Source organism: Streptomyces sp. NPDC048603, assembly GCF_043199475.1.
Taxonomy (GTDB): Bacteria; Actinomycetota; Actinomycetes; order Streptomycetales; family Streptomycetaceae; genus Streptomyces.
Map to the genome: position 1 here is coordinate 250721 of NZ_JBICVY010000011.1, position 16307 is coordinate 267027.

General features: G+C 70.6%; 13 protein-coding genes. 3 read left to right on the forward strand and 10 right to left on the reverse strand.

Annotation, left to right across the window (positions count from 1 at the left end):
- From mreD to ACGFQ9_RS27695, 7 genes are all read right to left on the reverse strand, one after another.
- Complete coding sequence (mreD, locus tag ACGFQ9_RS27665; RefSeq protein ID WP_393577446.1) at positions 1-696, reverse strand: rod shape-determining protein MreD; 696 nt, start codon at positions 694-696, stop codon at positions 1-3.
- Positions 697-699: 3 nt separating this feature from the next.
- Entirely contained in the window at positions 700-1650 is a 951-nt protein-coding gene (gene mreC / locus ACGFQ9_RS27670; protein ID WP_393577447.1) for a rod shape-determining protein MreC, read from the reverse strand.
- A gap of 175 nt (positions 1651-1825) precedes the next feature.
- The gene (locus ACGFQ9_RS27675) at positions 1826-2845 is read right to left on the reverse strand and encodes a rod shape-determining protein (RefSeq protein ID WP_125647420.1); all 1020 of its coding nucleotides are present in this window, start codon (positions 2843-2845) and stop codon (positions 1826-1828) included.
- Positions 2846-3219: 374 nt separating this feature from the next.
- Entirely contained in the window at positions 3220-3630 is a 411-nt protein-coding gene (gene ndk / locus ACGFQ9_RS27680; RefSeq protein ID WP_393577449.1) for a nucleoside-diphosphate kinase, read from the reverse strand.
- A gap of 58 nt (positions 3631-3688) precedes the next feature.
- Positions 3689-4048, reverse strand: a complete 360-nt coding sequence (locus tag ACGFQ9_RS27685) for a DUF4233 domain-containing protein (RefSeq protein WP_393577451.1) — start codon at positions 4046-4048, stop codon at positions 3689-3691.
- Positions 4049-4055: 7 nt separating this feature from the next.
- Positions 4056-5570 (reverse strand): bifunctional folylpolyglutamate synthase/dihydrofolate synthase, encoded by a 1515-nt coding sequence (locus tag ACGFQ9_RS27690; RefSeq protein ID WP_393577452.1) that lies wholly within the window; start codon positions 5568-5570, stop codon positions 4056-4058.
- 99 nt (positions 5571-5669) lie between these two features.
- The gene (locus tag ACGFQ9_RS27695; protein WP_393577453.1) at positions 5670-6821 is read right to left on the reverse strand and encodes a sensor histidine kinase; all 1152 of its coding nucleotides are present in this window, start codon (positions 6819-6821) and stop codon (positions 5670-5672) included.
- Between the two features lie 463 nt (positions 6822-7284).
- Between ACGFQ9_RS27695 and ACGFQ9_RS27700 the strand changes: the two genes are divergently transcribed.
- Positions 7285-9912, forward strand: a complete 2628-nt coding sequence (locus ACGFQ9_RS27700; protein ID WP_393577454.1) for a YfhO family protein — start codon at positions 7285-7287, stop codon at positions 9910-9912.
- A gap of 71 nt (positions 9913-9983) precedes the next feature.
- Here ACGFQ9_RS27700 and ACGFQ9_RS27705 read toward each other — a convergent pair whose 3' ends face one another.
- On the reverse strand, positions 9984-12605 hold the full coding sequence (locus ACGFQ9_RS27705; protein ID WP_393577455.1) for a valine--tRNA ligase: 2622 nt from the start codon (positions 12603-12605) through the stop codon (positions 9984-9986).
- 99 nt (positions 12606-12704) lie between these two features.
- Between ACGFQ9_RS27705 and ACGFQ9_RS27710 the strand changes: the two genes are divergently transcribed.
- Together ACGFQ9_RS27710 and ACGFQ9_RS27715 are read left to right on the forward strand one after the other, a co-directional pair.
- Positions 12705-13364 carry a hypothetical protein gene (locus ACGFQ9_RS27710; RefSeq protein ID WP_393577456.1) on the forward strand — a complete coding sequence of 220 codons (660 nt, stop codon included), beginning with the start codon at positions 12705-12707 and terminating at the stop codon, positions 13362-13364.
- Positions 13365-13483: 119 nt separating this feature from the next.
- On the forward strand, positions 13484-14449 hold the full coding sequence (locus tag ACGFQ9_RS27715) for a hypothetical protein (protein ID WP_393577457.1): 966 nt from the start codon (positions 13484-13486) through the stop codon (positions 14447-14449).
- A gap of 52 nt (positions 14450-14501) precedes the next feature.
- Here ACGFQ9_RS27715 and ACGFQ9_RS27720 read toward each other — a convergent pair whose 3' ends face one another.
- The gene (locus tag ACGFQ9_RS27720) at positions 14502-14780 is read right to left on the reverse strand and encodes a hypothetical protein (RefSeq protein WP_393577458.1); all 279 of its coding nucleotides are present in this window, start codon (positions 14778-14780) and stop codon (positions 14502-14504) included.
- Between the two features lie 191 nt (positions 14781-14971).
- On the reverse strand, positions 14972-16258 hold the full coding sequence (gene clpX / locus ACGFQ9_RS27725) for an ATP-dependent Clp protease ATP-binding subunit ClpX (RefSeq protein ID WP_393577460.1): 1287 nt from the start codon (positions 16256-16258) through the stop codon (positions 14972-14974).
- Positions 16259-16307: the final 49 nt, after the last annotated feature.

Below are 16307 nucleotides of genomic sequence, written 5' to 3' on the forward strand. Positions count from 1 at the left end.
TCACAGCTTCTTGACGCTCTTCACGCCCTTGATGCCCTTTATCCGGCCGGCCCGGTTGGCGCGGCCGCGGGCCGTGCGCAGGCGGAGCCCGCCGCGCTGGCCGCCGATGCGCAGGCCGGTGCCGCCGGCCACCCAGCCGGAGGAGACGTCGGTGCCCTGTGGTGCGCCCGCGTTGGCCTCCACGGCCATCGGGTCGTTCTCCGCGCGGCGGGCCAGCGCCATGATGAACGGCACGGTGAACGGGGCCAGCAGCAGGTCGTAGAGGACCGCGCTGAACAGCAGCCCGCCGAGGCCGACGTGGCGTTCGGCGGTGTCGCCGACCAGGACGCCCACGCCGACGTAGAGCAGGACGGAGCCGAGGGCGGCGGCGAACACGGTGAGCATGGGGCCCCAGACGGACCGGAAGCGTCCCTTGTCGGGGCGGGCCAGTCCGGCGGCGTAGCCGACGACGCACAGGACGAGGGCGTAACGGCCGACGGCGTGGTCGGCGGGCGGGGCGAGGTCGGCGAGGAGTCCGGCTCCGAAGCCGAGCAGGGCGCCGGAGGTCGGCCCGTAGACCAGGGACAGGGCGACCACGGTGAGCAGCATCAGGTCGGGGACGGCGCCGGGCAGTTGGAGCCGTCCCAGGACGGTGACCTGGACGACCAGGGCGACCACGACGAGGGTGCCGGAGAGCAGGATCCGGTTGAAGCGCATGGCTCAGCTCTCCTCTTCGTCCGCCGGGCGGCCGGAGACGCTCGGGGAGGGCGTCACCGTGACGGTGACCGTCGGGATGGGCTTCGGGGGTTCCGGCTTGGGCGGCAGGACGGCGTCGCGGGGGTCCTCGCGGGGCGGCACGACGACCACGCCGACGATGTCGAGGCGGGAGAAGCCGACGAAGGGGCGGACGTGGATGGTCCGGGTGAGTCCGCCGCCGGAGGGGTCGACGCGGACCACCTCGCCGAGCGGGACGCCGGGCACGAAGGGCTTGTTGCCACTGGAGCCGAAGGTGACCAGGCGGTCGCCGGGGCTGACCTTGGCCTTGCCGTTGAGCATCTGGACGGACAGGGGGCTGTCGCCCTGGCCGGTGGCGAAGCCGAGTTCGCCGGTCTTCTCCAGGCGGGAGCCGACGGTGAAGTCGGGGTCGTTGGCGAGGAGCACGGTGGCGGTGTCGGGGCCGACGGTGGTGACCCGGCCGACCAGTCCGTCGCCGTTGAGGACGGTCATGTCGTTCTGGATGCCGTCCTTGCTGCCGGCGTCGATGGTGACCGTCCAGGAGAAGCCCTGGGCCGCTCCTATGGCGATGACCTCGGCGCCCTTGATGCCGTACTGGCCGGCGCCGGCCCGCTTGAGCATGCCGTCGAGTTCCTGGATGCGGCTGCGGTTGCGGTCGTCGCTGCCGATCTTGGTCTTGAGGGCCGCGTTCTCGCGTTCCAGCACGCTGATCCGGTTGTGCCGTTCGCCGGAGTCCCGTACGGCTCCTATGGCGTTGGCGACCGGATCGACGGCGGTCGCGACGCCCTTCTCGACCGGGCCGAAGACCGCGGCGGCGGCCTGCCGGGCACCGTCGACCGGTGACTCCTCGCCCGCCCGGATGTCCACCGTGATCAGTGCGAACGCGATGGCGACCAGCAGTACCAGGAGCAGCCGGCTCTCTCGTGTGTCCCTCACGTGCGGCGGCCGTGCCTTCCGTTGTGATCCGTGCCGGCTTCGGCTGCCGGCTCTGGTGGAGCCGGTGCTTCCACCGGTTTCCCTGCCTGTATATCAACGATCCGCCGTACGGGAGCGGCAGCACCCGTACGGCGGATCCTGGTGTTCCGCGGGTCCCCTGGATATGGGGATCCGTTCACCGCCGGGGCTGGGCGTCCAGTACCTGCTGGAGCGCCTCGAACTCCTCGACGCACTTGCCGGAGCCGAGCGCGACGGAGTCGAGCGGGTCCTCGGCGATGTGGATGGGCATCCCGGTCTCCCGGCGGAGCCGCTCGTCGAGGCCTCGGAGCAGCGCGCCGCCGCCGGTGAGGACGATGCCGCGGTCCATGATGTCGCCGGAGAGCTCCGGCGGGCACTTGTCGAGGGTGGTCTTGACGGCGTCGACGATGGCGTTGACCGGCTCCTCGATGGCCTTGCGGACCTCGGCGGCCGAGATGACGACCGTCTTGGGGAGGCCGGAGACCAGGTCGCGGCCGCGGATCTCGGTGTGCTCGTCCTTGTCCAGGTCGTACGCCGAACCGATAGTGATCTTGATCTGCTCGGCGGTCCGCTCGCCGAGGAGGAGGCTGTACTCCTTCTTGATGTGCTGGATGATCGCGTTGTCGAGCTCGTCGCCGGCCACCCGGATGGACTGTGCCGTGACGATTCCGCCGAGCGAGATGACGGCGACCTCGGTGGTGCCGCCGCCGATGTCCACGACCATGTTGCCGGTCGCCTCGTGGACGGGGAGGCCGGAGCCGATGGCTGCGGCCATGGGCTCCTCGATGATGTGCACCTGACGGGCACCGGCCTGGGTGGACGCCTCGATGACGGCGCGGCGCTCGACCCCGGTGATACCGGAGGGCACGCAGACCACGACGCGCGGGCGGGCCAGGTAACGGCGCTTGTGGATCTTGAGGATGAAGTAGCGCAGCATGCGCTCGGTGATTTCGAAGTCGGCGATCACGCCGTCCTTGAGGGGGCGTACGGCGACGATGTTGCCGGGTGTCCGGCCGATCATCTTCTTCGCCTCGGATCCGACCGCCAGGATGCCACCGGTGTTCGTGTTGATGGCGACGACGGAAGGCTCGTTCAGGACGATCCCCCGGCCCCTCACGTACACCAGCGTGTTGGCGGTCCCGAGGTCGACAGCCATGTCACGGCCGATGAACGACATTGAGTTCCCCTTGTTCCCCATGAGGAGCGTCTGGCCTTCCAGTTGATAGCGGCTGCTGTCAGGTCGGCGAGGTGGGTGTGGGTGGAGGCCCCATCGTAGTGCTGTACTCAAGCACATGCGCGACGGGACTCCGCTTCGGGTGATGGGGAGCCGCCGGAACGGTTCCCGCCCCCATCTGTGCTGACGTCGTGGTCTGCCCATGCGTTCCCGCCGAGGCCGGGGAATACCGAAGGGCGACCGAAATTACTTCGGTCGCCCCAGGTCATGAGCGCTATTCGGCTGATGTTCAGTCAGAGAGGAGTGCTCTCCGGGGTGCTTGGATCGTTATACCGGTTCGATCGTTACACCGGTTCGACCGTCGCGCCGCTTCACCGTTACAGCGAGGGGAAGAACAGCTTCAGCTCGCGCTCCGCGGACTCCTCGCCGTCGGAGGCGTGGATGAGGTTCTCGCGGACGATGGTGCCGAAGTCGCCCCGGATGGAGCCGGGGGCCGCGGCGATCGGGTCGGTGGGACCGGCGAGCTGGCGCACGCCCTCGATCGCGCGCTCGCCCTCGACAACGAGGACGACGACGGGGCCGCTCGCCATGAAGCCCATCAGCGGCTCGTAGAAGGGCTTGCCCTTGTGCTCCCCGTAGTGGGCCTCAAGGGTGTCCTGCTCCAGGGTGCGCAGCTCCATCGCCGGGATGGTCCAGCCGGCCTTGCGCTCGATACGGCCGATGATCTCGCCGATCAGACCCCGCCGGACGGCGTCGGGCTTGAGGATGACGAGAGTGCGCTGGGTCATGGGTACGGCTCCTTGCGGCATACGGGTGCGGTCGTACGAGGCTACAGGGGGTACGGGGCTACGCCTCGGCCCGGGCCTCGCCCTGGGCCTCGGCCTGCGCGGCCCAGCGGGCCTTGGCCGCGTCCACCTTGCGGCCGTAGTGCACCGAGCACCACCACAGGCCGGCGAAGACCGCGCCCAGGAAGAACATCGTCGGCACGACGAAGCCGCTCAGGATCAGCCCGATCTGCAGGGCCCAGCCGATCTGCACGGCGCCGGGCCGCGACAGCATCCCGCACAGCAGGACCGACAGAAGCATGGCGGCACCGCAGACGGTCCAGACGGTGGCCTGCGACAGGTCGCCCTTCATGGCGACCAGTCCGGCGAAGCCGATCACGAAGAACTCGCCGATCAGCGTGGAGGCGCACAGGGTACGCACGGTTGACTCAGCCCCTCTTCAGCAGCAGGCGGGCCTCGCCCACCGTCATCACGGAACCGGTCACCAGGACGCCGGCCCCTCCGTATTCGGCTTCTTCCTCGGCCAGGGTGATCGCCGCCTCCAGGGCGTCGTCCAGGCGCGGCTCCACCTGCACCCGTTCCGCGCCGAAGACCTCGACCGCGATGGCCGCGAGCTCGTCCGCGTCCAGCGCGCGGTGGGTGGCGTTCGCGGTGATGACCACCTCCGCGAAGATCGGCTCGAAGGCCTCCAGGACGCCTCGGACGTCCTTGCCCTCGCTGGTGCCGACCACACCGATCAGCCGGCTGAAGCCGAAGGATTCGGTGACGGCCTCGGCCGTGGCGATCGCTCCCGCGGGGTTGTGCGCCGCGTCCAGGACCACCGTGGGGCTGCGCCGGACGACCTCCATCCGGCCCGGCGAGGTGACCGAGGCGAACGCCTTGCGGACGGTGTCGATGTCCAGCGGCCGCGCGTGCTCGGCGCCGATGCCGAAGAACGCCTCCACCGCGGCCAGCGCCACCGCCGCGTTGTGCGCCATGTGCGCGCCGTACAGCGGGAGGAACACGTCCTCGTACTCGCCGCCCAGGCCGCGCAGCGTGAGCTGCTGGCCGCCGACCGCGACCTCCCGCGAGACCACGCCGAACTCCATGCCCTCGCGGGCCACGGTGGCGTCCACCTCGACGGCCTTCTTCAGCAGCACCTGCGCCGCGTCCACCGGCTGCTGGGCCATGATCACGGTGGCGCCCTGCTTGATGATGCCGCCCTTCTCCTCCGCGATCTCGCCGGTGGTGCCGCCGAGCCGGTCGGTGTGGTCCAGGCTGATCGGGGTGACCACGGCGACCGAGGCGTCGATCACGTTGGTGGCGTCCCAGGTGCCGCCCATGCCGACCTCGACCACGGCCGCGTCCACCGGGGCGTCGGCGAAGGCGGCGTAGGCCATGCCGGTGAGCACCTCGAAGAAGGACAGGCGGAATTCCTCCGAGGCGTCGACCATCTCCACGTACGGCTTGATGTCCCGGTACGTCTCGACGAAGCGCTCGACGCTGATCGGGCCGCCGTCCAGGCTGATCCGCTCGGTGACCAGCTGCACGTGCGGGCTGGTGTAGCGGCCGGTGCGCAGCTCGAAGGCGTTCAGCAGGGCCTCGATCATGCGGGAGGTGCTGGTCTTGCCGTTGGTGCCGGTGACGTGGATGGAGGGGTACGAGCGCTGGGGCTCGCCGAGTACGTCCATCAGCGCGGCGATGCGCCGGACGGAGGGTTCCAGCTTGGTCTCGCCCCAGCGGGTGGCCAGCTCCTGCTCGACCTCGTGCAGCGCCTTGGCCAGCTCGGGGTCGGTGGGCAGGGCGGGCACGGGGTCGCTCTGCGGGGGGCCGGCCTGGGCGCGCAGGGTGCGGCTGCCGGCCTCGATCACCGCCAGGTCGGGGTCGCGGTCGGTCTCTTCGGCCACGATCTCGTCGAACTCGTCGAAGCGGTCGTCGCTGGGCTCAGGCTGCTGCTCACTCACGGGTCCAGTCTACGGACGGGCCCCGGCGGGGTGTCCGGCCCGGGCGGCCCGGACGGGTTACCCCGGGCAGGGCACGGGTTACCCGGGGCAGGGCACGGGTTACCCGGGGCAGGGCAGGGTGGCGACGACCTCGTACCGCCGGTCCGTGCGGGTGGCGGTCAGGGTGCCGCCCAGGCTGCGGACGCGTTCGGCCATGCTCGCGGTGCCGGAGCCCGCCGAGACCGGGGCGCGGCCCGGGGCGTGTGGCGGCAGGCCGTTGCCGACGGTGATCCGCAGCTGCGGTCCGTCCGCGGAGATGCGTACGTCCACGGTCTCGCCGCGCGCGTGCTTGGCCGCGTTGGTCAGGCATTCCTGGACCACCCGGTAGACGGCGGCCTGGCGCAGCGGGGAGAGGGCGTGGACGGCGGGGTCGACGTCCAGCCGGACCGGGGAACCGGCCCGGCCGCTCTGTTCGGCCAGTGCGGGCAGCCCGTGGGCGCCGGGGGTGGCGGCCGGCTCGCCGCGCTGCACGATGATCTCGTTGAGCACGAGGTGGGCCCGGCGGGCGGTGTCGGCGAGCTCTTCGAAGTCCTTCGCGTACGCCGTCTCGCGCGCCCGCAGGGAGAGCACCTCGGAGCGGACGGTGAGGAGGGTCAGCTCGCGTCCGACGAAGTCGTGGACGTCGCGCGCGACGGAGGTCCGTTCGTGCTGCACGGCCTGGAGCACGGCGGACTCGGCGCGCCGGGCGTCGAGCTCCCGGACCAGGTCCTGCCGGTACGCCGCGATGCCGACGGCCGAGGCGAGGACGCCGATGGGCACCACCAGGCCGAGGAAGGAGCTCAGGGTCCGGGCGTGGTCCAGGGGCCAGCCCGGCACGTGGAAGAGGGCCAGGCAGAAGGCGATGTACCCGGCGGTGGCGAGGATCCCGGCGCGGCGGCCCCGGTAGCGGCCCACGGAGTACAGGGCGAACTGGACCAGGGTGAGCTCGTGCAGCCAGCCGATGAAGAGCAGGGCGACGGCGAACGACAGCCAGGGCAGGCCGCGCCGGACCAGCAGGGTGGCGGCGCCGGCGGCCAGGACGAGTGCGGCGGTCGGGCCGTTCAGCGAGTTGTCGGCGGCGGCCAGGCCGGGCAGGTCCAGGGCCATCAGGGCGAGGCAGCCGCCCGCGGTGAGGGCGTCGAGGACGCGTGGCGACCCGGCCCGGCTCCCGGCGATCCGGCGGACGGCGGCCGTGACCGACTGGAGCGCCGGGGCGACGGGCTTGGGGTGCATGCCTTCCATCATCCGTGGTCGGGGGTGCCGGATGAGATCGGTACGGCGGGCGAAAGCAGTGATATGCGGCACTTCCGGACAGGTCGGACTGCATGGATGGCGCGGTGTTCGTACCGGTGGGCCGCACCTGCTCGAAGCGGAGGCCCGGATGCGGGTCGGTGCGGTCCCGGAGCCCGCCGGGGAGGAATCGCGCCGCTGCCCGCCGCCATTCCTTCCCGGCGGGATCCATTCGCGCGCCCCTTCTCCCCTGCGTTGATCGCCGCGAGCACAGCTGTGGCGTCGAGCACGTCGGACCCCTGCGGCACAACCTTCCGGCATTCCGGTACGTCAGACACCCGATAGCGCAACCGCATTGCCGCCATCCGGCAACCGGGTGTACCGGCGCCATACATAAAATGCCGCTAGCCGACGGCCTTTGAGCCGGCCGGGGGGAATCGACTTGAAGGCTCAAGGGCACAACTAAATGATCACTGCTTCGACGACGCCTGCCGCGAAACTCCGCGCGGCAGGGCGGCTGCTGGGGCCTGCCGGTCCCGGCGCGGCCGACAACAGGGTCCGCGCGCGCCGGGAAGCGACCGCCGCGCTCACGGCCGCCTTCCTCGCCATGGCGGCGTACTGCGCCGGGCTGGCCGCCCACGGCACCTACCCGTTCGGGCCCGCCCCGCGTGCCGTCAACGACCTGCGGCACCAGTACGTGCCGTTCCACACCTACCTGTGGGACCTTCAGCACGGCACCGCGCAGGGCGACCTGTTCTTCAACTGGCAGAGCGGATACGGAGTCGGCTTTCTCGGCGACTTCCTCACCTATCTGACGAATCCTTTCTCCTGGCTCACCGGGCTGTTCGCCCGCGACCAGGGCGAACTCGCCACCTATACGGTCAGCCTGTTCAGCATGGGTCTGGCCGCCGCGCTGATGACCGTCTGCCTCGGCCGGCTGCGGCCCGGATCGCCCTGGCTCCGCGCCCTGCTCGCCACCGGCTACGCGGTCTGCGGCTGGGGCGTGGTCGAAGGCACCGTCGTCCCCATGTGGACCTGGGGCCTGGTCGCCCTGCCGCTGCTGGGCATCGCTGCCGACTGGGCCCTGACCGGCCGCCGCCCGGTGCTCGGCAGCCTCGCCGTCGCCGTCTGCTGGTTCGGCAACTTCTACACCGCCGCCATGGCCACCATGGCCGCCGCACTGGTCATCGGGCTCCGGCTGGCCCTGGCCGACACCGACTGGCGGACCCGCGGCCGGGTCCTGGCGCGAGCCGCCGGCATGACCGTCACCGGACTGCTGCTGGCCGCGCCCGCGATCCTGGTGTGCGGTCTGGCGAACTCCCAGTCCCAGCCCACCGACCGGTTCGTGGTCAGCGTGGACACCGAGCCGCTGACCTACCTGTCGATGCTCATACCGGGCACCCTGCCCAAGTACCCCGCCCCGAACGTGTTCGCCGGCATCCTCACCCTGCTGCTGGTGCTGGCGCTGCCCTTCCAGTCGAAGGTGCGCACCAGGGAACGGGCCGGCTGGCTGGTCCTCCTGCTGCTCACCGCCGCCTCCTTCGTCATCACCCCGACGGCGAAGCTCTGGCAGGGATTCACCCTCCCCCACGGTGCCCCCTTCCGCGAGTCCTTCGTCCTCAGCGGCCTGATGGCGATGGCGGCGTGGATCTGCCTCGCCCACATGCCCCGGGTGCGCGCGCTGGCCGGCGGGGCCGGACTGCTCGGCGTACTGGTGCTGCTGACGCACGGCCGGCAGCCGGTCAACGACTACGCCCTGACCATCGCCCTGCTCGGCGGCGCCGCAGTCACCGTCCTGCTGGTGGTGTACGTACGCGGACTGCGGCGGCCCGGCAGGATCGCGGTCGTCGGGCTGCTGACCGCGACGGTGTTCGCGAGCACGGCATACGCGGTGTACGGCATCGCGGTGCTGCACGACCCACGGGACCGCGGCCCGGCCCGCGCCGCGACCATGACCGAGCTCGGGCAGAACGCCCGCCGGGCCCTGGACGGCCGGAGCGACTGGGCCGAGACCGGGCGCGCCGAGCACGGCCCAGGCGTGTTCGTCACCAACAACGACGCCATGCTGCTCGGCGGGCAGGGCGGCTCGTACTACAGCAGCTACGTGACGGTGGAGACGGCGACCGCGCTGCAGGGCCTCGGCCTCGGCTACCGGATGGGCGGCCGCCACCTGCAGCCCGCCCAGACCCCGGTGCTGCAGGCCCTGCTGAGCATCGGAACGGTGCTGGAGCCGACGGGCCGGGACGGGGTGAAGGCCACGGTGCGTCCGGCGCCGCCGCTGGTCACCGTACGGGCGCCGGGCAGCGACCAGGCGTACGGGGCGCCGGCCGGATCGGTCTGGGCGCGGCAGCAGGCCGCGCTCGGGGCGCGGGTGTACACCGTGCCGGAGCTGACCCGTGCGGGGCCGGCCGACGAGCGCGACGCCAACGGCCCCGGTCACGTTCTGTGGTGGAAGACGCGGGGCGTGGACCCGGACCAGTGGATCTCCTTCACGGCCCAGTGCACGCCTGGTGCCAGGGCCTTCCTGTACGCGCCGTGGCTGTACGGCGTCGCTCGCTCCGAGACGGGACCGAAGCAGGGCTTCCTCGGAGACCCGCCGGTGGTCAGCGCCGCCATGAAGGAGCTCGGGACGGTGCCGGCGGACGGCCGGTTCACGTTCTCGGTACGCCCCGGGAAGGACGGGCAGATGCTGCCCGAAGGAGCGCTGGGCTGCCTGGACGAGGCCGCGCTGGACGCCCGGATCGCCGAGCTGAAGTCCACGGCGGGCGCGGTGTCCGTCCGGACCGGCGGGCACTCGGTCACGGCCGAACTGCCCGCCGGCTCAACCGGCACGGCCGTCGTCGGCACCACGGCCGTCCCCGGCTGGTCCTGCTCGGCCGACGGCGGCACGTCCCGCGCACCGGTGTCCTACCAGGGCCTCCTGGGGGTCCCGCTGGGCGAGTCGGGCGCGAGCCGCGTCTCCTGCACGTACACCCCGCCGGGCCTGCACGCCGGGCTGGCGGGCACGGGCCTGGGCGTCGTCCTGCTGTCCGGCATGCTGCTGTGGCCGCGGGCCCGCCGCCGCCTCGCGGCCCGCCGCACCTCAGGCGACTGAGCACCACCCGGAAAACGGCCAGGGGCCCGGCACCACACGGTGCCGGGCCCCTGGCCTCGTAGGACGGGCGGTTACGCCGCCGGGAGGGCGGCCAGCTGGGCCTGGATGCGGGCGATGTCCGCCTCCGCCTTCGCCAGTCGGCCCTTGATCTTGTCGACCACGTTGTCCGGAGCCTTGGCCAGGAACGCCTCGTTGCCGAGCTTGGCCTCCGCCTGCTGCTTCTCCTTCTCGGCAGCGCCGAGGTCCTTCGTCAGCCGCTTGCGCTCGGCCTCGACGTCGATCGTGCCGGACAGGTCCAGCGCGACCGTGGCCCCGGCGACCGGCAGGGTGGCGGTGGCGTGGAAGCCCTCGCCCTCCGGCTGGAGGCGCAGCAGCTGGCGGATGGCCGCCTCGTGCGCGGCCAGCTGCGTACCGGCCAGGTCGAGGCGGGCCGGGACCTTCTGGCCCGGCTGCAGACCCTGGTCGGCGCGGAACCGGCGGACCTCGGTGACCACGGCCTGCAGGTTCTCGATCTCGGCCTCGGCGGCCTCGTCACGGAAGCCGCTGTCCTTCGGCCACTCTGCGACCACGATGGACTCGCGGCCGGTGAGCGTGGTCCACAGCGTCTCGGTGACGAACGGGACGACCGGGTGCAGCAGGCGCATCAGGACGTCCAGGACCTCGCCGAGGACCCGGCCGGAGACCTTCGCGCCCTCGCCGCCGGCGAAGAACGTGGTCTTCGACAGCTCGACGTACCAGTCGAAGACCTCGTCCCACGCGAAGTGGTACAGCGCCTCGCTGAGCTTGGCGAACTGGAAGTCCTCGTAGTACGCGTCGACCTGCGCGACCGTCTTGTTCAGGCGGGACAGGATCCAGCGGTCGGTGGCCGACAGCTTCTCGGCCGGCGGCAGCTCGCCCTCGACCGTGGCGCCGTTCATCAGCGCGAAGCGCGTGGCGTTCCAGATCTTGTTGGCGAAGTTCCGGGAGGCCTGGACCCAGTCCTCGCCGATCGGGACGTCGGTGCCCGGGTTGGCACCCTTGGCCAGGGTGAAGCGGACGGCGTCGGAGCCGTACTTGTCCATCCAGTCCAGCGGGTCGACGACGTTGCCGAAGGACTTCGACATCTTCTTGCCGCGCTCGTCGCGGACCAGGCCGGTCAGGGCGATGGTCTTGAACGGGACCTCGCCGTCCATCGCGTACAGGCCGAACATCATCATCCGGGCGACCCAGAAGAAGATGATGTCGTGGCCGGTGAGCAGGACGTCGGTGGAGTAGAACTTCGCCAGGTCCGGGGTCTTGTCCGGCCAGCCGAGCGTGGAGAACGGCCACAGGCCGGAGGAGAACCAGGTGTCCAGGACGTCGGTGTCCTGGTGCCAGCCCTCGCCCGCCGGCGGCTGCTCGTCGGGGCCGACGCAGACGACTTCACCGTCCGGGCCGTACCAGACCGGGATGCGGTGGCCCCACCACAGCTGGCGGGAGATGCACCAGTCGTTGAGGTTGTCGACCCAGTCGAAGTAGCGCCGCTCCATCTCCTTGGGGTGGATCTTGACCCGGCCGTCGCGGACCGCGTCACCGGCGTCCTTGGCGAGGGTCTCGACCTTGACCCACCACTGGAGGGACAGGCGGGGCTCGATGGTCGTGCTGCAGCGCGAGCAGTGCCCGACGGAGTGGACGTACGGGCGCTTCTCGGCGACGATCCGGCCCTGCTGGCGCAGGGCGCCGACGACGGCGCTGCGCGCTTCGAAGCGGTCCAGGCCCAGGAAGGGGCCGTGGACGGTGATGACACCGCGCTCGTCCATGATCGTCATGTTGGGCAGGCCGTGGCGCTGCCCGATGGCGAAGTCGTTCGGGTCGTGGGCGGGCGTCACCTTGACGCAGCCGGTGCCGAACTCGGGGTCGACGTGCGTGTCCGCGACGACCGGAATCGAGCGGTCGGTGAGCGGCAGCTTGATGAGCTTGCCGACCAGGTGCTTGTAGCGCTCGTCATCCGGGTGGACGGCGATGGCCGTGTCACCGAGCATCGTCTCGGCGCGGGTGGTGGCGACGACGAGGGTGTCCTCGCCCTCGCCGTACTTGATGGAGACGAGCTCGCCGGCGTCCTCCTGGTACTCCACCTCGATGTCGGAGATGGCCGTGAGGCAGCGGGGGCACCAGTTGATGATGCGCTCGGCGCGGTAGATCAGCTCGTCGTCGTAGAGCTTCTTGAAGATCGTCTGGACGGCCCGGGACAGGCCCTCGTCCATGGTGAAGCGCTCACGGGACCAGTCGACGCCGTCGCCGAGGCGGCGCATCTGGCCGAGGATCTTGCCGCCGTACTCTTCCTTCCACTGCCAGACCCGGTCGACGAACTCCTCGCGGCCCAGGTCGTGCCGGGACTTGCCCTCCTCGGCGAGCTGCTGCTCGACCTTGTTCTGGGTGGCGATGCCCGCGTGGTCCATGCCGGGCAGCCACAGGGACTCGAAGCCCTGCATGCGCTTGCGGCGGGTGAGGGCGTCCATCAGGGTGTGCTGGAAGGCGTGGCCCAGGTGGAGCGAGCCGGTGACGTTCGGCGGCGGGATGACGATGGTGTACGCGGGCTTCTCGCTCTTGGCGTCCGCCGTGAAGTAACCCCGCTCTACCCAGCGCTCGTAGAGCTTCCCCTCTACCTCGGCCGGCGCGTACTGGGTCGGCAGTTCGGAGTGGGGGCTGCTGGGTGTCTGCGTGTTCTCGGTCACGGGGCACAGGATACGGGCGGGCCCGCCTCCGTTACGAATCGATACCGCGCAGTGGCCGCCCGTTGACCCCTGACACGGCCATGCCATCTGATGCGGGGCATGAACGAGATCCCTCCCCAGGCCGTGCCGGCCGAGCCCGGCCCGATGACCCACCCCGGCTACACCGTGGCGCCTCCTCCGTCGAAGAAGAAGCGCATCCTGCGGGGCGTGGCCCTGGCGGTGGCGGGCGTCGCCGCCCTGGTCGGCGGCCGCCTGGCGATGGGTGCGCTGCTCGGCTCGGACACGCCCGACGACGCGGGCCGGTACCGGCTGACGCCGCCCGCCTCCTTCCAGGGCCTGGTCCTGCAGGACTCGGGTCCGCGCGTGGACGCCATCAGGCAGGGGCAGGGCGCCGGGCAGCCGGGCGTCGAGCGGGTGGCCGTGGTCTACGCCGACCAGTCGGGCGCCGCACAGCTGGTGGTCAGCGGCGCGTACGGCAGCTTCACCGACAAGGACCCGGGCGCGGAGCTGGACGGCGCACTGCGTGCCATGGGCATGAAGGAGGGGCAGGTCAAGGAGTACGAGGCGGGGCAGCCGGACGGCGGGGCCATGCGGTGCGGTCCGCTCGCGACGGCCGCGGGCACGCTGTCGATGTGCATGTGGGCGGACCACAGCACGCTGGTGTCGGTGACCGTCCCGGTCGAGAACAAGGCGCCGGCGATGGACGAACTGGCGGAGCAGAGCCGGGCATTGCGGACGGCGATGGAGGTCCGCTCGTAGCGATATGTGGATCGCCCGGTAGTGGTTCGGTAACGCCTGGCACCCCGGGGCCCTGGATGTCACCGGCTTCCGACAGGATGTGTGGAGCAGATAAGAATCCTCTAGGGGGACGTCCACACATGAGCTACAACCAGCCCGGCCCGTACGGCCAGCCCAACCCTTACGGCGGCCAGCCGCAGCAGCCCAACCCGTACGGCCAGCCGACCCCGCCGCCGCCTCCGGGCCAGCCCGCGCCGGGCTACGGCTACCCGCAGCAGCCGGGCGTCCCCCCGCAGGGCCAGCCGGGCCCTGGTTACGGCTACCCCCAGCAGCCGGGCATGCCCCCGCAGGGCGTCCCGCCGCAGGGCGGCGCCCCGTACGGCGCCCCGGTGGGCGGCATGCAGCCGCCGAAGAAGTCGAAGACCGGCATCATCGTCCTCGCGGCGGTCGTGGGCGTCGCGGCGATCGGCGCGGGCGCGTGGTTCCTGCTGGGCGGTGACGGCGCGAGCAACAGCGACGTGTCCGCTGACACGAAGGGCTACAAGCTGGTCGCGCCGGAGTCGGTGGACGACTTCAAGAAGGACCCCAAGAAGTCGGACAAGACGTTCAGCTCCAAGGACAAGCAGGAGGCCGAGGCCGCCGGCATCAAGGACCCGCAGGGAGTCGGGGAGCAGTACCAGATCGGCGACAAGAGCAACCCGCTTGCCGCGAAGGGCCTCACCTTCGAAGGCGTCTACGGCGACATCGCCGACCCGGAGAAGGTGATCGACTCGTCCTTCGCCAAGGCCAAGCAGGAAATGACGAAGGGCAGCGACAAGGACACGTCGGGCGAACTGATCGGCTCTCCGAAGGTGATGAACCCGTCCGGCTTCTCGGGCGCCATCATGAAGTGCCAGGAAATCAAGGTGACGCCCAAGGCGGACGCCTCGAGCCCGCTCACGAAGCCGTTCACGGTCCCCGTGTGCATCTGGGCCGACTACAGCACCAGCGGCACGGTCCTCACCATGGACATCGCCGCGATGATCGGCGGCGGCAGCGGCTACACCATGGACCAGACCGCGGGGTACGCGGCGAAGCTGTACAACACCGCCCGCGTCAAGAAGTAATCGCCCGGCGGCCAGCCGACACTCTCTTCCGTGCAGGCTGGCCGCAGCCGGATCAGGCTGCTTCCTGGCACGCAACGACGGCGTGCTCACGCTTGACCCCGATGTTGGTCAGACCGAACAGGCACTGCGCATAGCCCTGCGGCCGCTTCCAATCCTGCACACCCACGCTGCAGGCAGCCTCCACCTTCGGGCCGATCCTGTAGCCCTTGGTGTGCAGGTAGTACTGGCAGTCACCCTGATCGGCCGCCGCCGGCAATGCCGTCAGCACCGGCAGCGCGACCGCCATCGCCATGGCCGCCATCACGCTGGCCACACGCTTGAACTTGGGCATCCCGCCCCTTCCCGCGAAGTTACCCACCGGTAAATGATCAAGGATGGGACGGCCGGGACCAAATCAAATGGGCACATCCGGCCACTTGTTGCCACAGTTGACGCAGAACAGTCATACGCAACGACGCGAAGGGGCGCCCCGGATGATCCGGGGCGCCCCTTCGCGTTGCTCGTGGCGCGGCTGCGGCCGCGCTACGCCGACTTCTCGTGCGGCCCCTGCTCCTTCGGGACGATCCGCGGGACCAGCGTCGGGTTGACGTTGGAGCGGACCACGTCGGCGGTGATGACCACGCGGGCCACGTCCTTGCGGGACGGGACCTCGTACATCACCGACATCAGGACCTCCTCCATGATGGCGCGCAGGCCGCGCGCGCCGGTCTGGCGGAGGATGGCCTGGTCGGCGATGGCCTCCAGCGCCTCGCGCTCGAAGTCCAGCTCCACGCCGTCGAGTTCGAACAGCCGCTGGTACTGCTTCACCAGCGCGTTGCGCGGCTCGACGAGGATCTGGAGCAGGGCCTCGCGGTCCAGGTTGTGGACCGAGGTGATGACGGGCAGACGGCCGATGAACTCGGGGATCATCCCGAACTTCACCAGGTCCTCCGGCATGACCTCCTGGAACTGGTCGCTCGCCTCGATCTCCCGCTTGGAGCGGATCGTCGCGCCGAAGCCGATGCCCTTGGCACCCGCCCGCGCCTCGATGATCTTCTCCAGGCCGGCGAAGGCGCCACCCACGATGAACAGCACGTTCGTCGTGTCGATCTGGATGAACTCCTGGTGCGGGTGCTTGCGGCCGCCCTGCGGGGGAACGGACGCCGTCGTGCCCTCCAGGATCTTCAGCAGGGCCTGCTGGACGCCCTCACCGCTCACATCACGCGTGATCGACGGGTTTTCGCTCTTCCGGGCGACCTTGTCGATCTCGTCGATGTAGATGATCCCCGTCTCGGCCTTCTTGACGTCGTAGTCGGCCGCCTGGATCAGCTTGAGCAGGATGTTCTCGACGTCCTCGCCGACGTACCCGGCCTCCGTCAGCGCGGTCGCGTCGGCGATCGCGAACGGGACGTTGAGCATCCGGGCCAGCGTCTGGGCGAGCAGCGTCTTGCCGGAGCCCGTCGGGCCCAGCAGCAGGATGTTGGACTTCGCCAGCTCGATGGCGTCGTCGCGGCCCTGCGCGCCGCCGTTCTCGCCCGCCTGGACCCGCTTGTAGTGGTTGTACACAGCGACGGAGAGCGCCTTCTTGGCCGGCTCCTGGCCGACGACGTAGCTCTCCAGGAACTCGTAGATCTCGCGCGGCTTGGGGAGTTCCTCCCACCGGACCTCGCTCGTCTCGGCGAGCTCCTCCTCGATGATCTCGTTGCAGAGGTCGATGCACTCGTCGCAGATGTACACACCGGGTCCTGCGATGAGCTTCTTCACCTGCTTCTGGCTCTTCCCGCAGAACGAGCACTTGAGCAGGTCGCCGCCGTCACCGATGCGTGCCACGAGGTGCTTCCCCTTCGCCTGGGAGACGCTTGGTTCAGCGCTCCTGGTG

What these genes read in the sequence shown, in the direction of transcription:
- ndk (WP_393577449.1), bottom strand. Translation starts at nt 3,630, where the DNA reads ATGACCCAGCGCACTCTCGTCATCCTCAAGCCCGACGCCGTCCGGCGG.
- mreD (WP_393577446.1), bottom strand. Translation starts at nt 696, where the DNA reads ATGCGCTTCAACCGGATCCTGCTCTCCGGCACCCTCGTCGTGGTCGCC.
- ACGFQ9_RS27675 (WP_125647420.1), bottom strand. Translation starts at nt 2,845, where the DNA reads ATGTCGTTCATCGGCCGTGACATGGCTGTCGACCTCGGGACCGCCAAC.
- ACGFQ9_RS27710 (WP_393577456.1), top strand. Translation starts at nt 12,705, where the DNA reads ATGAACGAGATCCCTCCCCAGGCCGTGCCGGCCGAGCCCGGCCCGATG.
- ACGFQ9_RS27695 (WP_393577453.1), bottom strand. Translation starts at nt 6,821, where the DNA reads ATGCACCCCAAGCCCGTCGCCCCGGCGCTCCAGTCGGTCACGGCCGCC.
- ACGFQ9_RS27700 (WP_393577454.1), top strand. Translation starts at nt 7,285, where the DNA reads ATGATCACTGCTTCGACGACGCCTGCCGCGAAACTCCGCGCGGCAGGG.
- ACGFQ9_RS27720 (WP_393577458.1), bottom strand. Translation starts at nt 14,780, where the DNA reads ATGCCCAAGTTCAAGCGTGTGGCCAGCGTGATGGCGGCCATGGCGATG.
- ACGFQ9_RS27715 (WP_393577457.1), top strand. Translation starts at nt 13,484, where the DNA reads ATGAGCTACAACCAGCCCGGCCCGTACGGCCAGCCCAACCCTTACGGC.